We start from the raw sequence: 17,714 nt of genomic DNA, 5'->3' as shown, positions 1-17,714 counted from the left end.
TTGCCGGGCGGGATGTGACGCTGACCGCCACCCGGGGCGATGTAATCAACGAACGCACCGTCACCACCCACGAAAGTGGTACGGGTTACACCAACGAGCGCACGGACTTCGTCAACAGCGCCGCCCGCATCGAAGCCGCCAACGCGTTGACCCTCAGCGCCGGGCGCGACGTCAACAACACCGGCGGCGTGCTGAAAAGCGGTGCCGACACCACGATCAGCGCCGGTCGTGACGTCAACATCGCTTCCGCCGAACAGATCGTCAGTCATGAGGTGGGCACACATCGTGATCAAACCATCACCCAATACGGCTCAGACGTGGATGTAGGGCAGAGCCTGAACGTCAATGCCGGTCGAGACCTTACCGTCATTGCCAGTCAGATCGACGCCAAGCGTGACGTCAGCATGAGTGCTGTCGGTGATTTGACCCTGGCCTCGGCGGCGGATGAACAGCACTCCTTTAGTCAGAACAAAAAGTTCACCAGTCAGGAAGACCACGTCAGGCAGGTGTCTACCGCGGTTAATGCGGGGGGCAGCATTACCCTCAATGCCGAGAAGGATCTGAACCTGATTGCCAGCCGGGTGAGTGCGAAGGATGAAGCCTACCTATACGCCGGCGGTGATGTGAATCTGGAAACAGCGGACAACGTTGACTATTCCTACTACTCGAAAACCAAGAAGGGCTCGTTCGGCAAGAAAAAGTCGACGATGACCGAGAGCGAAGCGGACGTATCCGTCAGCTCGAGTGTTACGTCCGGGAAAAAACTGGCGATCTCCGCTGGGAAGGATTTCAACGCCACCGGCGCCAAGCTGAACAGCGATGGAACGTTGCTCGTCACAGCGGGTGGTGACATCAATCTCGATGCCGCCGAAGACTACGCAAGCCAGGCCAACGCCTCATCTAAAAAGGGGTGGTCCTCCAGTAAGTCCAGCAGTTCGGAAGTCACGCAGACCCGCTTGAACAGTACTGAACTGGTCGCAAAAAACATCGAACTGAAAGCCGGGAATGACATCTCGCTGACAGCCGCTGCACTGCGTGCTGAAGAAGAGGTGAAACTCACCGCTGGCAACGACGTATTGATTGGTGCCGGCGAGGAAACTCAAACATCCTCTCAGTCGAAAAGCTCCAGCAAGACCAGTGCAACGTTCACGGGCTTGCTGTCATCCACGCAAAAATCGCAACAAGGGCAAACGACCTCAACCCAAAGCATCGGCAGTGACATCAGTGGCGGCAGCATTCTAATCAAGAGTGGCCGCGACACTGTTGTTGAGGGCAGTATGCTGGTAGCCGACAAGAACATCGGCATCAAGGCCGGTCGCAATCTGGAGATCACCAGCGCTGAGAATACCGAGACTTCGAGCTCTAAATCCGGCAGTAAAAAAGTCGGTGAAATAGGCTCCTGGTGGCAGGGTGCGACAGGGATCGTCAAGCAGAAAGAAGCCGATCAATACACCTCTACCCGCCAGTCGGGCAGCCAGATCGCATCGCTGGGCGGCAACATCAGCCTCACTGCGGGCGACCATTACACCCAAACCGCCAGTCAGTTGGTCACGCCTCAGGGTGATATCGGCATTACTGCCAAGCATGTCGATATCGAGGCCGGTTTCGACACTATGGAGTCCACCAAAACGGCCAGTACCAGCCGTACGGCCATTGGCGGAACGGTGAGCATTCCGCTGCTTGATGCCTTGCGGGGTATTCAGCAGATGGGCGAAGCGGCGCAGAAAACCAGTGATGATCGGATGGTCGCGTTGGCTGCCGTGAATGCGGCCATGAGTGCCAATCAGGCTTTGGAGGCTGGTCAGGCATTGATGGAGAGCCCGAAAACCGGGATCAAGATCAGTGTCAATCTCAGTGACAGTCGCAGTCATAGCGAAAGCAGCCAAAGCGGTCGCAATGTAGTGGGCAGCGATGTAGTGGCTGGCGGTAACGTCAAGATCGTTGCCACTGGTGATGGGGCGAACAGCGATATCAACGTAGTCGGCAGCCGGATCGAGGGCGGCGGCGATGTCAGTCTCAAGGCTGACGGTGAGATTAACTTGTTGTCGGCGCAAAACACGGCGTATCAGGAAAGCACCAATAGCAATTCTGGCTGGAGTGCCGGGATCGGGATCGGTTTTGGTGGGGCGCAAAACGGCATCTCGTTCGAACTGGCGGCCAATGCCGGGCGTGGTATGGCTGACGGCGACGACGTCACTCAAACCAATACGCATATCAAGGGCGGCAAAAGCGTCAATCTGGAGAGTGGTGGGGACACCAACATCAAAGGAGGTGTCGTCTCCGCTGACCAGGTGAAGGTCAAAGTGGGTGGCGATCTAAACATTGAGAGCCTGCAGGACACCAGCACCTATACCTCCAAACAATCAAGCGCAAACGTCGGTGTCAGTATCTGTATCCCACCGATCTGTGCCGGCATGAGCAGTATCAGTGGCGGCATTTCCTCGCAACATATGCAAAGCGATTACGCCAGTGTCAGCGAACAATCGGGGATCAAGGCAGGTAATGGTGGCTTCCAGGTCGAAGTAACCGGCAATACCGATCTCAAGGGCGCGGTCATCGCCAGTACGGATCAAGCGGTTGCGAATGGTAAAAATACTCTGAGCACAGGAACGCTCACCAGCTCCGACATCAAGAACAAGGCTGAGTACGACGCCACCAGCGTCAACTTGAGCGGCGGCTACGGCGGGCAAATAGGTCTTGATGGCAAGGGCAATGCCAGTGCAACAGCTAACGCAAATGGACCTACATCGCCGAATAAAGGTGGTGTAAGCGCTAACACTCCGGTCGTGCTGTACGCCGGGGGCAGCTCCAGCAGCACCACCCACAGCGGGATCAGCGGCGCGGCGGTCACCATCAGCAATACCGTCAAGCAAAAGGAGTTGACCGGTCAGACGGCCGAGCAGGCAATTGCCGCAATCAATACCGATGTCTCCAGCGATCGTGACGGCAGTAACAAACTCAAGCCGATCTTCGATGCGCAAGAAATCGGCGTGGATTTCGAGATTGTCGGCAAGTTTGTGCAGAACGTTTCTCAGTACATTGAGAGTCGTGCGCGGGAAATCGATCAGAAGAAGGATCAGGCCAAAAAGGAAAAGGCTGCTGCTGATAACGAGAAGTTGCCTATCGCTGAGCGGATAGCCCATCACGAGAACTACCTGCTGCTCAACCAGCAGATCAAGGAGATCGGCGATAACTGGGGAGCCGGCGGCACTTACCGGCAAATCGCAACAGCTCTGGTCGCCGGTATCAGCGGAAATGTGGCCGGCAGCGGTGCCCAGTTCGCGCAAAACATGGTGGTCAACTACGTCCAGCAGCAAGGCTCGGCGTATATCGGCGAACTGGTGAAAAAGGGGCTGAAGGAAGGCAGCCCTGAGCACGCAGCCTTGCATGCCATTCTCGGTTGTGCCGGCGCGGCTGCCAGCAACCAGAGTTGCTCGGCTGGTGCCTTGGGTGGTTCGGCCGCCAGTTTGCTGGCGGGGCTGTTCGCCGATTCTGATCCGAACGAAACAGCCATAGAGCGAGAAGCCAAACGCAACATCATCACCAGCCTGGTGACCGGTATTGCGGCCATGAGCAGTCCTTACGGTGCGGCTACCGCGAATAACGCGGCTACGGCGAACGTCGATAACAACTGGTTGGCGACGCAGCAGTACGTTCAGGCAAAGAAAGAAATTGATGCTGAACCTAATCTGCTCAAGAAACTGGCGATCGCTACAAAGTGGCAGATCACTTCTCTACGGCAGGATGTATTGACCGGTTCGGGTGTCCTCAAAGGCTTCACGGACGGGATGGCCGGAGCGGGCTTAGGAACCTTGGATAGCGCCGTCACGTTCTTGACCGACCCAACGCAGAGTTGGGAAGCCGTCAAGGAATTTGCATCCTCCGATGAGGCCAAGGCGATCTTGGGTAAGGCAATCGCTGCTGCGTTCAAGTCCCAAATTGATCAGATTGGAAAGGCGGTCGTCGAAGGCGGCGATGCCAACGCAGAAAATCTCGGCAACCAAATGGGGCAGGCATTGGCGCTTGTTGTACAGCTTCTGGCTGGAGGCGGGAGCAGTTCTGCCAGCAGTGCGCTGACCCTCTCGCGAATGGGTATCGACGTTTCGGTCAACACTGTCAAAAAAATCGGGGCGTCGGTTGATATCAACGTCGTCAAAACTCAGATCAACAGAATGCAAGATCTGATGCCGGATACGGATGTGCCGGTGCTTGATTCGACGAAGCCGGTTACGCCGCCTAAAACTGATGTAACGCCTCCTAAGATCGATGACACGCCTCCGAAAGTACCTGACACCCCCTTGGGCGTCGGCCAAACTGGTACAGTTTGGGACTCGATCAAACCTGTGGGGCCGGTGCATCCTGGTTCGGTTATTCCTCAATCCTTTGAGTTGAGTCTCGGGAGTGGTGAAAAAATATGGGTTGATGGGAACGCTACAAAACACATTGCTGAATATGCGGCCTACAAGGCGGAGAATTACACCCCTGAGGCTGTACGATTAGCGAGTCAGGTGCAGCTTAGTAGCCTTAAAGCTGCTGTAGAAGCAGCGGCCAATGCAGGGTTGAAGTACCGTGAGGTGATTAATGTTGATGGGTGGGAATTAATATTTGCTCCCGCCAAAAATGCTGGCCAGTTTCCCGCTCTGTATCATGCTGTTTTTAAGTCGAGGTAAAAATGTTAAAGGTTGTTGGTGTTAAAGAGCCTTCTTCAGTGATAGTTGAGTTTGGTCAGTATGTGTTGTTGAATGTGGAGTTTTGTAAGGAGCAAGTGCCTGCGGCTCCGTATTATTGGCGGGTAGGTAATTTTGTGGATTCGCTAGTTGAAATAGGGCTTAATCGGAGTAGTGGTGCTATAGCTACGGTTGGGCTTATTGCTTATGGTGAGTCGGATTTTCTGGTCGGTGATGAAGATTATCTAAAATGTGTGTCCGTAGCCGGTTTGCCCATGTTTAATATTGACGGTTGGCCAAGTGATAGATACAAGGATGAGGTGGGCTTTTTAAGTGTGGCAGAAAATGAGGTATGCCTTGTACTTCAGTTTTCGCTCGATAGGGTCGTAAGTCGTGTATACGATTCTTGTGGGGTAAGGTTTGGCGTGAACTTAAATGATGACCTTGCTTGGATCGCTGTATCAAAGGGTAAAAGATAAGTGGAATCAAGATAAAAGGGGACTCAAGATAAAAGGGGGCAAGATAAAAGGGGACGGATTTATTTGTTTGGCTCGTGCGGTGGCTAGAAAATAAATCCGTCCCCTTTTTTTAACGATCAGCCAGGAAATCATTATGACTACTAGCGTTCGGGTTGTACGAGTGACTGATGTTTTTTCGGATAATGAAGTAATTAATGTTCATGGTGTGATACCGGATTTTGATATTGGTGTTTCAGCGCGAAGTTGGTTGCTTGAGAGTCCTTCGTTGGAGGCGATGCTGAGGCTATTTAGGGATATATATATTGGTGGGTGCTGGGTTTTCTGGTTGGGAGGGGTGGTTGATTGTTAGAAACTCTGCTTGGCAACCGAATACCAAAGTTGTATGGCATAGAAGGTTGTGGGCTGCTTTGAAGTTTCGTGGTTTTGATGTTGTGGGTGGAAGTGACTTTCAAGAGAGCTCAATTGAGAGTGTATTAGGGGTTAAGTTTTCAGGAGCAGTACGTATCTCGAATGTTTCTGTTGAGTCTGTTGTTAAAATTCTACTGAGCGAGCAGTGCTCCTACATTGTTTTTTTGCCGGAAGCAAATATAGCTAAAGATATAATTAATGCAGAGTGGTCTGGTGATATCAGTAAAGATATTAAGTTGATCTGCTCTATTAGCGTGGTTAAGGGGATGCTTTTGGATTTGGTGGGTGAGTTTGATGATTGTGAAAAAGGGTATTCGATATTTGGTTCTCCGGATATGATAAGTCGACTTTCGTGAAAAGGAATAGAAAGGAGTAAGCGGGGGCAGACCACGTTTTTTTTTGGGCAGGGCGCTTTCGATTTGAACGTGGTCTGTCCCTGTATCCCTGTATCCCTGTATCCCTGTATCCCTGTATCCCCACTAGATCGGTAAATTTGACGATGCTGTGAATAAATAAGGTGATAAGCGAGCTCCGATAAAAGCGGAGTTGGAATGGTTTAATAGTATTAAGTGGGACTGATGAGATGATTGACTCAAAAACTGGCGAGCGAATTTTGGTTCAATTGGATGAGGTTTATGGTCCTTATATTCGCGTGTCAACATTTCAAGATGGCGGCGCGCTGGAAGAGATTTTTGATGAGGTTTATTATGTGCTTTATTGGAAGGGGGCTCCTGAAGATCTAAAAGATTTTGGCGGTAATGAATATTACTTTGGGGGTGCCGCTGATCCGGTAAAGTTACAAGTTATTCTGGATGCCATTGAGTTTCACTGATGGTGATGGGAAAAGAGGGAAGGGGACAGGAAAGGGGGCGAATTTATTTGTTTGGTTTGTCCGTTGGTCAGAAATTAAATCTGTCCAATTTTTTAGGGGAGTAAATGTTAGTTATTTGGCACAGAGGAAACTTGTAAGGGTTGGAGTCTTCAAGAAAGCGGGGACAGACCACATTTATCGAGGGGCTGGATAATGCTCCTTCAATTTAATCGTGGTCTGTCCCCGTTTTCCCCCCGTTTTCCCCGTTTTCCCTTCAGGTAGCTACAACGGTGTGGCGGGTAGGTTTGAATGGATTGTAGATCCGAAGTTGGGCGGTGTAACACACAGAATGTTTGTGCCAAATGGAACTGTTAACGGTATACCGGTGAAACCATGATTCAAGCAGTCTTTGAACGAATTTCCAAACATGGCTTGACTGACTGGGCCGTGGTGCTTCAGGGCGTCTGCGGTATTCCGAGCCTTTTGGGGCGCTTGCCAGCGTTTTGTGTGGAAAATTTTGCAAACGCTGAACTTGAAAAAATGGCTGGGAATAATCCCTTGCTCGATGTGATTGTTAGCTTGGCTAACGATAGTGACCTGCCTGTATCTGAGCTATGCTCGCAGTTGCAAAAAATGAGCGAGTTTCAAAATGCGGACATGCAACGAGCCAGGAAAATATGGCGAGCTGTCGCACTGGAAGAACTGCTAACAAACCTAGACTCGGACCCGCTCTATGGGTTGATAAAGCTGTCGGAGTTTTGGTCAAATTGGGAGTGGCCTGCTGATGCTCCACTGTCGATGACTCCCGGCGCGATGACTTTGCCGGAGCATCAATACCACTCGGCATCGAACTATGATCACGTTGTTCATGAACATGAGCAATGGTTGAAAGATGAACTGGCTGCTTTGAGCTGTAGAAAAGTTTCAACTTGATCTCGACACCGGCCTTGCGCCGGGAAAAACGGGAAGGGAAAAACGGGGACAGACCACGTTTATCCTGAGAATGGCAGAGAATGGGGGCAGACTACGTTTTTCTGTGTCGCACTTTAGCGATCTGAAATAGTGTGAAATAGATAGGGAGATTGTTTTTCATAGAATTGACTAAGCTATTGGCATCATTAATTGTGAACGGATTCACCATATGCCACGCAGAGCACGTCTCTTGATGCCAGGTGTCCCCTTGCATCTGATTCAACGAGGAAATAATAGATCAGTTTGCTTTTTTTTCAGAGGATGATTACCTTTTTTATTTAGAGCTGCTTGCTGAACAGGCCAAAAAAAATTCGTGTGAAATTCACGCATGGTGTGTTATGACTAATCATGTCCATTTGTTTATTAGCCCTCATGAGCACAGCAGTACCAGTTCGCTTATGAAAGGAATAGGGCAACGATATGTGCAATACATAAATCGTACATATGGACGTAGTGGGACTTTATGGGAAGGACGCTTCCGTTCGTGCCTTGTTCAAAGTGATAGTTATGTATTGGCCTGTTATCGCTACATTGAGATGAATCCTGTCAGAGCCAAAATGGTGACGCATCCTGCGGAATATCGTTGGTCGAGTTATCGTGCTAACGCACAATCAGAGTTTTCGCATCTCATTACCCCGCATGCTCAGCACCTATCGCTTGGGGACACAGATGTATCGACTGCTGAAGTCTATCGCGAGCTTTTTAGAAGCGAGTTGGAGATAGGATTGGTTGACCAGATTCGGGCTGCCACCAATGGCAACTATGTACTTGGTGGTTCGCGATTTGCAGCCGAAATTGAAGCTATGATTGGGCGGCGAGCTCGGCGGGGATGCCCGGGCAGACCGAAAAAGCACTAGATTTTTTAGATGGAAAACGTGGTCTGTCCCCGTTTATACGCCCGTTTATACGTACGTATACGTACGTATACGTACGTATTCTTGAAAGACGGCTCAGGGACGGTTCGACTTGTAACAGGAATTCCGGAAAAAAATGAACGTATTTCGCGAAAATGATGTTGTTTGTCTCCAGGTAGGGGTAAAGGCAAATATAATCACTGGGGATGAAGTATTTATACCAAAGGACGCCGAAGGTACAGTTGTTATTGTTCATGGCAATGCTGATCAGCCCTCGGCCTATGAGGTTGAGTTTTTCATTCCCGAGCAAAACGATTTTGCTCTAGCTACAGTGGATGCAGGTTTGTTATGTAAAGTCTGATGGGGGATGGGGACACCCATTAGCCGGTCTTACGTCAATATCCAAAGCCACCCGCCCTGCTTTTTAACGGCTGTCCCGTCCTGAATATGGTTTACACCTTCTGATCTATTTTCAGGAGGGCGTAATGGAAGCAGGTGAATAAATTTGTATACCCCATATGAAACAGGGGGCAGAAAATAAATCTGTCCCGAATGGCAGTCAAATTCGTACAAGAGTCAGTACATGGATCTCAAGAAAAAAACACTCATCGCCACCTTCTCTCTACTCACCGCCTGCAGCATCAAACCACTGGAACCCTACATCGAACCCGCGTCGGACGTTCCGACGGCGAAGCTTCGGGTGATTACCAATGGTTATGTGCGTGGCAATGCATACACAGGGTGTAGCGCAGATACCAAGGTGTTGGCGAAGGCGGGTCGTTTTTTCGGTGAGCATCAGCCTAGCGTGAACTACCCACAGATGCCTCTCGTGCCACAGCAACTGAATATGGTTGCGCGCTTCGCACCGAAAATGCCGGAGTATCTGGGGGCGACGAGAATGGCTGAGGGTGCCTACACCGAGATGGCCCCTGAATACCTTGTCCCTGCGGGCAAACCTTTTTTGTTGGAGCGTTTGAAGCTTTTCGCCGGTAGTTACGGCAGTACGTATCAGACCTGCCCCGAAGCCACGCGGCTTTTTGTCTTTGAAGAAAACAAGAGCTATGAAGCCTATATCGGCCTTGTTTATCGGCCCGCCGCTGAGGGTAACGGACAGGCAATATGTGCGTTTAGTGTGTATGAGGTGGTCCCGTCCGGGAAATCTAGTCGTCCATTGTCGAACGTACTCAATTTTGAGCCTCCCGCTGATTCTAACTGTGGTCGGCACTGACCAGATTGTCAGGCTAACGAGAAAAGGGGGCGGTGTCCCATCCTGAACAAGGTTCACACCTTCCGATCTGTTTTTCAGGAGAGCGCAATGGAATCAGGACCAGACACACTTGTGTGGCCGCAGTATGGCCTTGCCAGCCTGGACGTTGCATGAGCCTGTGTGAGGGTTTTTCGATGATTTCGGTGCCGTAATATTCCGGATTGCCACGATTGACAGCCCTCACGACTTGTAGGAATTTAGCCGCCCGCAGGTAAGGGATATCTGCTGATGGCCAAAAGATGGCCGTTGTTCACCACACAAAGGATTGTCTATGCAAGGTTCAAACACCGTTGCTCAACAGGTGTGCGGTCAGCTGGTGCACGAGCATCAGAACACCCCACACATGAACATTGCCGAGCAAATCCTTGAATGCCTGTTTCGCCGTCGTAGCCTCGCCCCGGGGCAGGATCACGAACTGTCGTCGCAGGTGCTGGAACCCCATCTGACCAAGGTCATGCAGGCGGTCGAGAGCGGTCGCAAGATTGAAATGGTCTTGCCAGCCTTTCCCGGAAAATCGCCCAGCCGCAAGAAAACCCTGAGTCATCTGCCCGATCTTGCTGAACATCATGCTATCGATGAGTTAAACCGCCTGTGCACAGAGATCCAGGAGATCTACGCACCGGGCGCGCTGATTCATATTTGTTCCGATGGCTATGTGTTCTCTGACTTGGTGCATGTTCCCGATTCCGACGTCAAGGCCTACACCGACGCTATTCAGGACTACGCCGAACAGCACTATCCCGGCACGTTCGCCCATTTCGACCTCCGGGATGCCTACCCTCAGCTGGATTGTCTGGACGCCATGCGTGAAGAGATGATGATCGAGAACGGTCAGTCATTGATTTTGTTGCAGCAGCGCTTCAAGGATGATCCGCACATGATGTTGATGTACTGCGGCATCCATCGCTTTCTTTCCGAGGACTACTCGGGACTGAAAGTGTTCGCTGGCATGAGCCTCAACGCAGTGAAGAAGGTCGCCAAACCGGCCTCGCAGCGGGTGATCCAGCGCAGCGAGGCCTGGGGTGCGTTGTTGCAGGCGCGTTACCCGCATTGCCTGCGCCTGTCGATTCACCCGCAATTAGCGGTCTCGACGAAGATCGGTATCCGGTTGGTGCCAACCAGTGACCTGTGGCGTACGCCCTGGCATTCGGTGGCCATCAAGCGACGGGGTGTGGTCACGCTCGAAAAACGCAGCAATGTCGATGAGCGCTATCACCGCCTGGTGTTCCGCAAGGGGCGTCCTTGTCACTACGCCAGTGCTCAATGATGACGTCTCGGCTACGGGTCGAAGCCGTACTCTTCGATTTGGACGGGACTCTGGTCGACACCTTGCCCGACATCACCTGGTGCTTGAACCAAGTGCTGCTCGAACACGGTTGCCCGGCGCTGACCTCGGAAACAGTGCGGGGGTATATCGGCGGCGGCACTACGGCGATGAGCGAGCGGGTAGCCGCGCAGTTTGGCATAGTCGATGCGGTCGCCTTGCATCAGCGCTATGTGGCGCTCTATCAGCACAACCTGGTTCAATTTTCCCGTCCATTCAGCGGTGTCTTGGAATTGCTCGAAGGCTGCCGCCGGTTGGAAGTGCCGCTAGCTATCGTCACCAACAAGGCTGACAAAATGGCCCGGCAAGTCGCCGATGCACTGCTTCCACAGAATACCTTCGGGACGATTCTGGGGCATCGCGCGGGCAGGGCGCTCAAGCCTCAGCCGGATGTGGCATGGGAAGCCGCCCGGCGATTGTCGGTTGATCCGCACCACTGCTTGTTCGTCGGTGACACCGAGATCGACCTGCAAACCGCGCGTGCCGCAGGCATGCACTCGGCGGCAGTCACTTGGGGCTATGGCCTGACACCAGACTTGCAGGCCCAGGCCCCGAACTTGTGCTGTGAACACCCGGCCGAATTGCTGCGCATTTTGCAGCAAGCCTGCGGGGCTGCGCGTGCGTTCACCGAGCATGGCGACACCGTCAAATCCTATTGATACACACACCCTCAAGGAAATTGTTCTATGGAACATAGAGACGCCTGGATCGCTGCCGTCAGCGATTTGCTGGCCGGTTATCTGCTCAAAGGCACGGATGATTGTTTCGACACGCAAGGCAGGGCGCATCTGGCGCTTCGATTGGGGCACTGCTTCGATCAGGGCCTGCCAGTGCGTCTGGTTTTGCCAGGCTTTCCCTGCAAGTCGCCAAACGCCAGCGACCAGACCTTCGGCGTGCTGCCGGACTACGGCGAGGTCATGGCCATCGAGCGCCTCGACCAACTCGGCCAAGCCATTGCCGCGTTGCACGCACCGGGCTGCGTGGTGTCGATCCTCAGCGACGGCACGACCTTCAATGACATCGTCGGCGTGGCCGACGACGTTCGCGCCGCCTACAACCGGGCGTTGCGTGAACTGTGCACCACCCACACGATTGAGTGGGTCAGCATGGAAGACCTGTTTCCCCAGGCCCAAAGTGCCGAGTCGGTTCGCGCCAGCCTGATCAAGCAGGCCCGTTTGCCGTGGAAAAACCTTGGTGAACTGATCGAGCAGAGCCGCGACGATGAATCCCTCAGCCGGGCGCATGACGACCTCTGCAGTCACCTCTACAACGACCTGCGTCTGTGCCGCGAAGACGGGCAGAGCGAGGACGAGTACCTGCAACAAATCAACTTCAAAGCCTACCAAATGATGTATCGCGGGCAGGCATTGAACGCGGCAGTGGACCGTTTCTTCGGCGATGACATTCGCTTGTCGGTCCATCAATACAGCAATGCCGGCCCCAAATTCACTTTCGGCCTGGCCGAAGGACTCAAGCGTGTGTACAGCCCCTGGCACGCCGTGCCGGTGTGCAACCTCGACGGCAGCCAAACCCTTCGCACCCGTGCTCAGGTCGACCTGGACCACCATGTGCTGATCACCTATGAGGGGCGGCCATGGCTCTACCATCAAACAGAAAACCCGCAGGCCCAAGGCTTCGAGTACGAACTGCAAAAACTTCCGCTGTTTGGCCTGGTGGTGCGAGACCCGTTGGGGCTGGGTTTCGAACGACTGTCCACCGGCCTGCTGGAAGCTCTGGTGGAAGCCTTCGGTTTCGTCTGCCTCAAGGGCTGCCGCTTCGATGACCAGGACAGCTTTGCTCGCAGCTGCGAACGCTTCGGCACGCTCTACGAATGGGCCTTCGGTGCCGTCCACGTGGTCAAGCCTGCGGACAAACCCCAAGGCGTGGTGCACTCGCTGGAGAAAACACCGTTGCACTGGGACCTGAATATGCTGCCCGACAGCGACGCACAAGTTCAACGCAACCCGAAATTCTGCGCCAGCAAATTCATGCTGTACTGCAAGACTGCGCCGCAGCCGGGCGAGGGCCAGACCACCATCGTCGACAGCCGCAACGTACTGCGCAAAGTCGGGCAGCAAGTCGCCCGACAATGGCAGGGCGTGAACATCACCTACTACACCAAAATGACCTACTTCGGCGGCTCGCCGCGCATGTACAGCCTGGTGGACCACCACCCCCGCAGCGGCGAGCTCATCCTGCGTTACCAAGAGGGCACCGACTCGACATTGCAGACCTTGAGCCAGTCGGTGCAGGACCATGACGAGCAGGCTCAGCAGGCGTTGCTGGAACAGGTCAATGCGCTGGTTTATGACCCGGAGTGTCTGATTGCTCATCAATGGAGTGAGGGTGATCTGGTGCTGATCGATAACTATCGGACGTTGCATGGGCGACTGCCAATGTCGGCGGGTTCTTCGTCGCGGGAGTTGTGGCGGGTGCAGGTTTACTGATTGTTGTTGTCAGAGTCGGAGCAGGAAGCAGAAAAACCGCAGTAATGCGGTTTTTCTACGACTGAAATTAAGTCACTGACCCTTGGGTGTATCAAACCCACGCTGCTCAATCACCCGAAACACATCGCTCACATCCTGGACCATAATCCGCGCGATATTGGTGACGGTGTTGATGTCGTGTTCGGCGTAGTCGGGGAGGCTGGTGCAGGCCATGAGGTTGAGGTATTTGAGGACGGCGTTGAGGCGTTCGCTGAGGCAGTTGTGGAGTTCGCGCAGTGGGGCGTCGGCGTCGATGAGGAGGACGGGGTGGTCGGTGGCGAAGTGGGACATTGGGGTGTAGTGGCGGAGCGGGGTATTCGTGCTCATAAGTAAATCTTCCTCGTATCTGTAAGAAGAACTACTGCCGTTCGCTGCGAAACGAATGGGTGGTAGCTATGTGCGGGTTCGCAGACCGAGGATACGAGGAACCCGGCAGACCCGAAGATCTCCCACACACAGCCACCATAAACGGAGTACGGGCGCGTTTGTGCGACCGTTGCTGGTTTTGGGGTGCAAGGTTACTACACGTATCGTCAGGGCTGCGAAACCCTATCGCTGAATTCGCTCAGCGACAGACACACTCTAGGCATCGATTTTGGTAGCCGCAACCGGGGTGTAGGACGCTCGGATGGCCATTTTGGCGAGGTGGCTCTTTCCGTTTTGTTTCATAAACGCAGTAAAACCGGGCGTTGCGGTGTGTCTGAGGAAACTGGCTAGCAGGGTTTGGGGCCGCTTCGCAGCCCAGCGGGAGCAAGCTCCCTCGCCACAAACGGTTATTTCCTACGGGATTTGCAGACTTCAAAATCCTGCGCGGGATTTTCAGCAAAAAAGGTGACAGATCTATTTGATAAATAGACCTGTCACCTTTTCTTCCACTATCAAGCTCAAGCACATCAAGGCACTCCGCCGACGGAGTCCCCATCGGTTGGCCACTACAAACCACAATACCCCTACGACTTGAAACGCCCCACCAGCCCGTTCAGTTCATCCGAGAGGTGCGACAGCCGGCCTGAGTCTTCTTGCGCAGAGTTGGCCAGGCTTTCGACCAGCCGCGCCTCGTCGTAGATCTGCTGGATATGCCGGTTGATCTCTTCCGCCACACTGTGCTGTTCTTCCGCCGCCGCCGATATCTGCAGGTTCTGATCCCGGATTTCATTGACCGACAACTGGATGCCTTCAAAGCTGTCACGTGCGTTCTCGATCGAGGACACGCTGGCGCGCGACAGGTCCAGGCAACTTTCCATCTTCTGCGACACTTCCTGGGTCTTGCTGCCGAGCGTGTTGAGCAACTGGTCGATTTCCCCGGTGGAGTCGGACGTGCGCTTGGCCAGGGCTCGGACCTCATCCGCGACCACGGCAAAACCCCGGCCCTGGTCACCCGCCCTGGCAGCCTCGATCGCCGCGTTCAGTGCCAGCAGATTGGTCTGCTCGGCGATGGCGCGGATGGTGCCCAGAATCTGGTTGATGCTGCGGCTGCCTTCTTCCAGCTCCACCATGGCCTGGGAAGACTCGGTCAAGCGACGACCCAGGCGGTTGACGTTCTGGGTGGTCAATTCGATCTGCTGTTTGCCTTCGGCCACACGGTGGTGTCCGTTCTCGGCGGAGTCGGCTGCGGTGCTGCACGAACGGGCCACTTCGTTGGCGGTAGCGACCATTTCGTTGAATGCCGTGGACACCAACTCCACCGCTTCACGCTGACGACCGGCCGCCTGATTCATGTTATTGGCCACCTCGCTGTTGACGCGCGAGGCATCCTGCAGGTTGGTCGATGCTGCGCCGATACGTTGTATCAACTGGCGTATCGCGGCGAGAAACTTGTTGAACCAGCCTGCCAGTTCTGCAGTTTCGTCCTTGCCCTGCACCTCGAGATCGCGGCGCAGATCACCTTCGCCTTCGGCAATCGATTGCAACCCGGTGCTGACCTGGCCGATAGGCTTGACGATCACCCTGGCGAACGCCGCAGCGAGCAGCGCAAAGAACAGCACCAGCACAACCACGATAACCGCCGTCAGGTAAGTCATGCGAGTGGCCGCGGCCATGACTTCGCTGTACTCGATCAAACCGACGTAGCGCCAACCAAGGCCCGGCGATGTCCAGACATTGGCCATGTACCTGACCCCGTTGATTTGCACCTCGGTGGAGCCCTGTGTGGTGGCAGCCAGTTTGGCGTAGGGCTCGCCCAGATCCTTGAGCTGCTTGAAGCTGTGCCCGGCGTCACGCGGGTCGACCAGCACGGTGCCGTCCTCGATCAACATCACGTAGCCGCTTTCGCCGAGCTTGATGCTTTTGACCAGTTCGGTGAGGTTTTTCAGCGAAACGCTCACGACCAACACACCCTTGGCGTTGCCAGCGTCATCGAGCAATGCCCTGGCGCTGCCGACCAGCGCCACAGCGTCCTTGTCATAGTAGTAAGCGGGGGTTCGTACCGTTTTGCCGGGGCTAGCCATGGCGGCTTTGTACCAAGGGCGCAAACGCGGGTCGTAGTTCGACAGCTGCGGGTCGTCCGGCCATTTCGCGTAGCTGCCATCTTCCAGGCCGATGGAAAGGATGGCGGCGGCCGGGTGCATCGCGCCATAACGGGCGAACGCATCAATGACATGCCGGGCGGCCGGTGGCAGAGGCAGGCTGGCGGCATCGGCGGCCTGATAGTGTTTTAGACCTGCGATCGATGTGTATACAGGGTCGGTGGCCATTTGATCGACATTTTGCTGCGTACCGTCGAAAAACTGCCGCATATTGCCGTCGATCTGGCGTATTTCACGGGTGCTGCCATCGAGAAACTGATCGACCGCCTGAGCCCGTATATTCAGCACCGATATCACCGCCACCAGGCTCACCGGAATGAAGGCGACCAATACAAAGGCAAGGACGAGCTTGTTTTTTATTTTCATTATGACGATCACCATCCGAGGAAGTGCGGTGCAAATAGCCGGATCACACGGATGGGTGGCGATTTGCTGTTTAGTCTTTTTCGGCTGGTTTGGTGGAATCTTTACGGTTTGTTCGTGCACAAAAAAAGTAAAAAATGTTCTCAATCTTAAGGCTGGGCAAGAGGCTTCTATCTTCGTGCTTCAGCGTTGGTGAGCTGAGCTCTGGATCAGCTCAAACCAGCTCACCAAGATGGGCTAACAGGGTTTGGGGCCGCTTCGCAGCCCATCGGGAGCAAGCTCCCTCGCCACAACGGGCAGATTCCTACATATTTTGCAGACTTCAAAATCCTGGCCGCGACGTTACGGCATTTAACCCGAGGAGAATCCCATGAGTCAGACACTGGAGCGCGCCATTGCTATCGCCGCCGCGGCGCATGAGGGGCAGGTGGACAAGGGCGGGGCGCCTTACATCCTGCATCCGCTGAAAGTCATGCTGCGGGTGAACACGCTGGAAGAGCGCATCGTGGCGGTGTTGCATGACGTGGTTGAGGACTGCGGCATCAGCCTCGACGATCTGCGCAAGGAAGGCTTCAGCGAAGCGGTGCTGACGGCGATTGCGTCGGTGACCAAGGCGCCGGGTGAGTCCTACGAGGCGTTCGTCGAGCGCGCGGCGCAGAACCCGATCGGGCGGGTGGTGAAGCTGGCGGATCTGGAAGAGAACAGCGACTTGTCGCGGATTGCCCAGCCGTCCTGGGAGGATCTGGAGCGCGTTGAGAAGTATCGGCGGGCGATGGGGGTGTTGCGTTCGTAGCCCATCAATCCGTGCACTGTTTGTTACTCGAGTACCTGTGAAAACAATTCTGTGTTTGTTGATGTCGCCGGGGTTGGCGCCGGGTTACGGAAGAGTGCCGATCCCAATGTGTGGAGCCGTCACAAAAGTCCACGATTTTTCCATTCAACGGTTTTTGAAATCGTGGTCTGTCCCGGTGTTCACTCTATTTAACGAGCCTGAGGCAAGTCAAACCTGTCTTGTAGTGCAGCTGTTGAATGGGTTCGACGCTCTCCTGAGTCCCGATTTTTTTGACTACGTTAATTCCGCAGTGATTTTGGTCGTAGTTGAAGATGGGCAGGATGCCTGGCTTGGACTCACTCCAGGAGCCCGACTTCACGGTGTAAATAGCCCCTGCTTGAGGTGTGAAGGAAAAAGGTATCCGACATATAGTCCCTGCGACGACATGCTCGTACGTCAATACCAGCTCTTTGCCCACTGCAACCTGTGATTCGATAAAGTCATCGGCCAGGTAGTTCAGTGACGTGGCCCCCCCGTAGCAACCCTTTTCATTGAAGGTCACGGCGTCCAGGCTGGTACCACGTGTGTATTTAAGGCGAACCGTCGCCGAGGGTTCATCCGGTTGGGGAAAGACGTACGGCTTGCCCTGAAAAAATGAAGTGCAACCACTGAGCATCACTGCTCCAGCCAGTAGCGCGTGCAGACCTAACTTGTTATTCCCGTACATCAACCGATTCCTTGATTCCTGCGACTGCACTGAGAAAACCTCAGAGGCCGAACGTTTTT

Annotated in this window: 15 protein-coding genes and 1 pseudogene; 12 read left to right on the top strand and 4 right to left on the bottom strand. The window is 54.1% G+C overall.

The genetic code is table 11. The annotated features are described in order from the left end of the window. The first annotated feature begins 14 nt into the window (after positions 1 to 14). The 11 genes from ACCC96_RS18150 (at position 15) to ACCC96_RS18100 (ending at position 13,229) form a co-directional block, all read left to right on the top strand. Complete coding sequence (locus tag ACCC96_RS18150) at positions 15 to 4,670, top strand: hemagglutinin repeat-containing protein (protein WP_413696506.1); 4,656 nt, start codon at positions 15 to 17, stop codon at positions 4,668 to 4,670. Between the two features lie 2 nt (positions 4,671 to 4,672). Beyond that, positions 4,673 to 5,146, top strand: a complete 474-nt coding sequence (locus ACCC96_RS18145; RefSeq protein WP_413696505.1) for a hypothetical protein — start codon at positions 4,673 to 4,675, stop codon at positions 5,144 to 5,146. Positions 5,147 to 5,451: 305 nt separating this feature from the next. Further along, positions 5,452 to 5,910, top strand: coding sequence for a hypothetical protein (locus tag ACCC96_RS18140; RefSeq protein WP_413696504.1), 459 nt, complete (start codon positions 5,452 to 5,454; stop codon positions 5,908 to 5,910). A 227-nt stretch (positions 5,911 to 6,137) separates the two neighbouring features. Beyond that, positions 6,138 to 6,386 carry a hypothetical protein gene (locus ACCC96_RS18135; protein WP_168206144.1) on the top strand — a complete coding sequence of 83 codons (249 nt, stop codon included), beginning with the start codon at positions 6,138 to 6,140 and terminating at the stop codon, positions 6,384 to 6,386. A 372-nt stretch (positions 6,387 to 6,758) separates the two neighbouring features. Beyond that, positions 6,759 to 7,298 carry a DUF2247 family protein gene (locus ACCC96_RS18130; RefSeq protein WP_413696503.1) on the top strand — a complete coding sequence of 180 codons (540 nt, stop codon included), beginning with the start codon at positions 6,759 to 6,761 and terminating at the stop codon, positions 7,296 to 7,298. Positions 7,299 to 7,567: 269 nt separating this feature from the next. Then, the gene (locus ACCC96_RS18125; RefSeq protein ID WP_413696510.1) at positions 7,568 to 8,194 is read left to right on the top strand and encodes a transposase; all 627 of its coding nucleotides are present in this window, start codon (positions 7,568 to 7,570) and stop codon (positions 8,192 to 8,194) included. Between the two features lie 133 nt (positions 8,195 to 8,327). After that, a complete protein-coding gene (locus ACCC96_RS18120; RefSeq protein ID WP_413696502.1) occupies positions 8,328 to 8,552 on the top strand; it encodes a hypothetical protein in 225 nt (74 codons plus the stop codon). A gap of 222 nt (positions 8,553 to 8,774) precedes the next feature. Further along, entirely contained in the window at positions 8,775 to 9,419 is a 645-nt protein-coding gene (locus ACCC96_RS18115; protein WP_413696501.1) for an amidase, read from the top strand. Between the two features lie 310 nt (positions 9,420 to 9,729). Further along, positions 9,730 to 10,725, top strand: coding sequence for an L-tyrosine/L-tryptophan isonitrile synthase family protein (locus ACCC96_RS18110; protein ID WP_413696500.1), 996 nt, complete (start codon positions 9,730 to 9,732; stop codon positions 10,723 to 10,725). Further along, positions 10,725 to 11,441, top strand: coding sequence for an HAD family hydrolase (locus ACCC96_RS18105; protein ID WP_413696499.1), 717 nt, complete (start codon positions 10,725 to 10,727; stop codon positions 11,439 to 11,441). Before ACCC96_RS18110 ends, ACCC96_RS18105 begins: the two co-directional genes overlap by 1 nt. A gap of 27 nt (positions 11,442 to 11,468) precedes the next feature. Continuing rightward, positions 11,469 to 13,229 (top strand): isocyanide synthase family protein, encoded by a 1,761-nt coding sequence (locus ACCC96_RS18100; protein ID WP_413696498.1) that lies wholly within the window; start codon positions 11,469 to 11,471, stop codon positions 13,227 to 13,229. A 72-nt stretch (positions 13,230 to 13,301) separates the two neighbouring features. Here the strand turns inward: ACCC96_RS18100 and ACCC96_RS18095 are convergent, their stop codons facing one another. The 3 genes and pseudogenes from ACCC96_RS18095 to ACCC96_RS18085 form a co-directional block, all read right to left on the bottom strand. Continuing rightward, positions 13,302 to 13,595 (bottom strand): fructose-bisphosphate aldolase, encoded by a 294-nt coding sequence (locus ACCC96_RS18095; RefSeq protein ID WP_413696497.1) that lies wholly within the window; start codon positions 13,593 to 13,595, stop codon positions 13,302 to 13,304. A gap of 623 nt (positions 13,596 to 14,218) precedes the next feature. After that, positions 14,219 to 14,986, bottom strand: coding sequence for a methyl-accepting chemotaxis protein (locus ACCC96_RS18090; protein ID WP_408981127.1), 768 nt, complete (start codon positions 14,984 to 14,986; stop codon positions 14,219 to 14,221). An 87-nt stretch (positions 14,987 to 15,073) separates the two neighbouring features. Then, positions 15,074 to 16,159: pseudogene (locus ACCC96_RS18085) on the bottom strand (cache domain-containing protein); the annotation flags it as partial. 367 nt (positions 16,160 to 16,526) lie between these two features. Between ACCC96_RS18085 and ACCC96_RS18080 the strand changes: the two are divergent. Continuing rightward, positions 16,527 to 16,949, top strand: a complete 423-nt coding sequence (locus tag ACCC96_RS18080) for an HD domain-containing protein (RefSeq protein ID WP_413696496.1) — start codon at positions 16,527 to 16,529, stop codon at positions 16,947 to 16,949. A gap of 184 nt (positions 16,950 to 17,133) precedes the next feature. On the opposite strand, the gene ACCC96_RS18075 is transcribed toward ACCC96_RS18080, so the two are convergent. Continuing rightward, positions 17,134 to 17,655 (bottom strand): hypothetical protein, encoded by a 522-nt coding sequence (locus tag ACCC96_RS18075; protein WP_007939110.1) that lies wholly within the window; start codon positions 17,653 to 17,655, stop codon positions 17,134 to 17,136. Between the last annotated feature and the right edge of the window lie 59 nt (positions 17,656 to 17,714).

It is taken from the genome of Pseudomonas sp. Pseusp11 (assembly GCF_047304405.1).
Classification (GTDB): domain Bacteria; phylum Pseudomonadota; class Gammaproteobacteria; order Pseudomonadales; family Pseudomonadaceae; genus Aquipseudomonas.
This window is presented reverse-complemented; position numbering and strand designations above follow the sequence as displayed.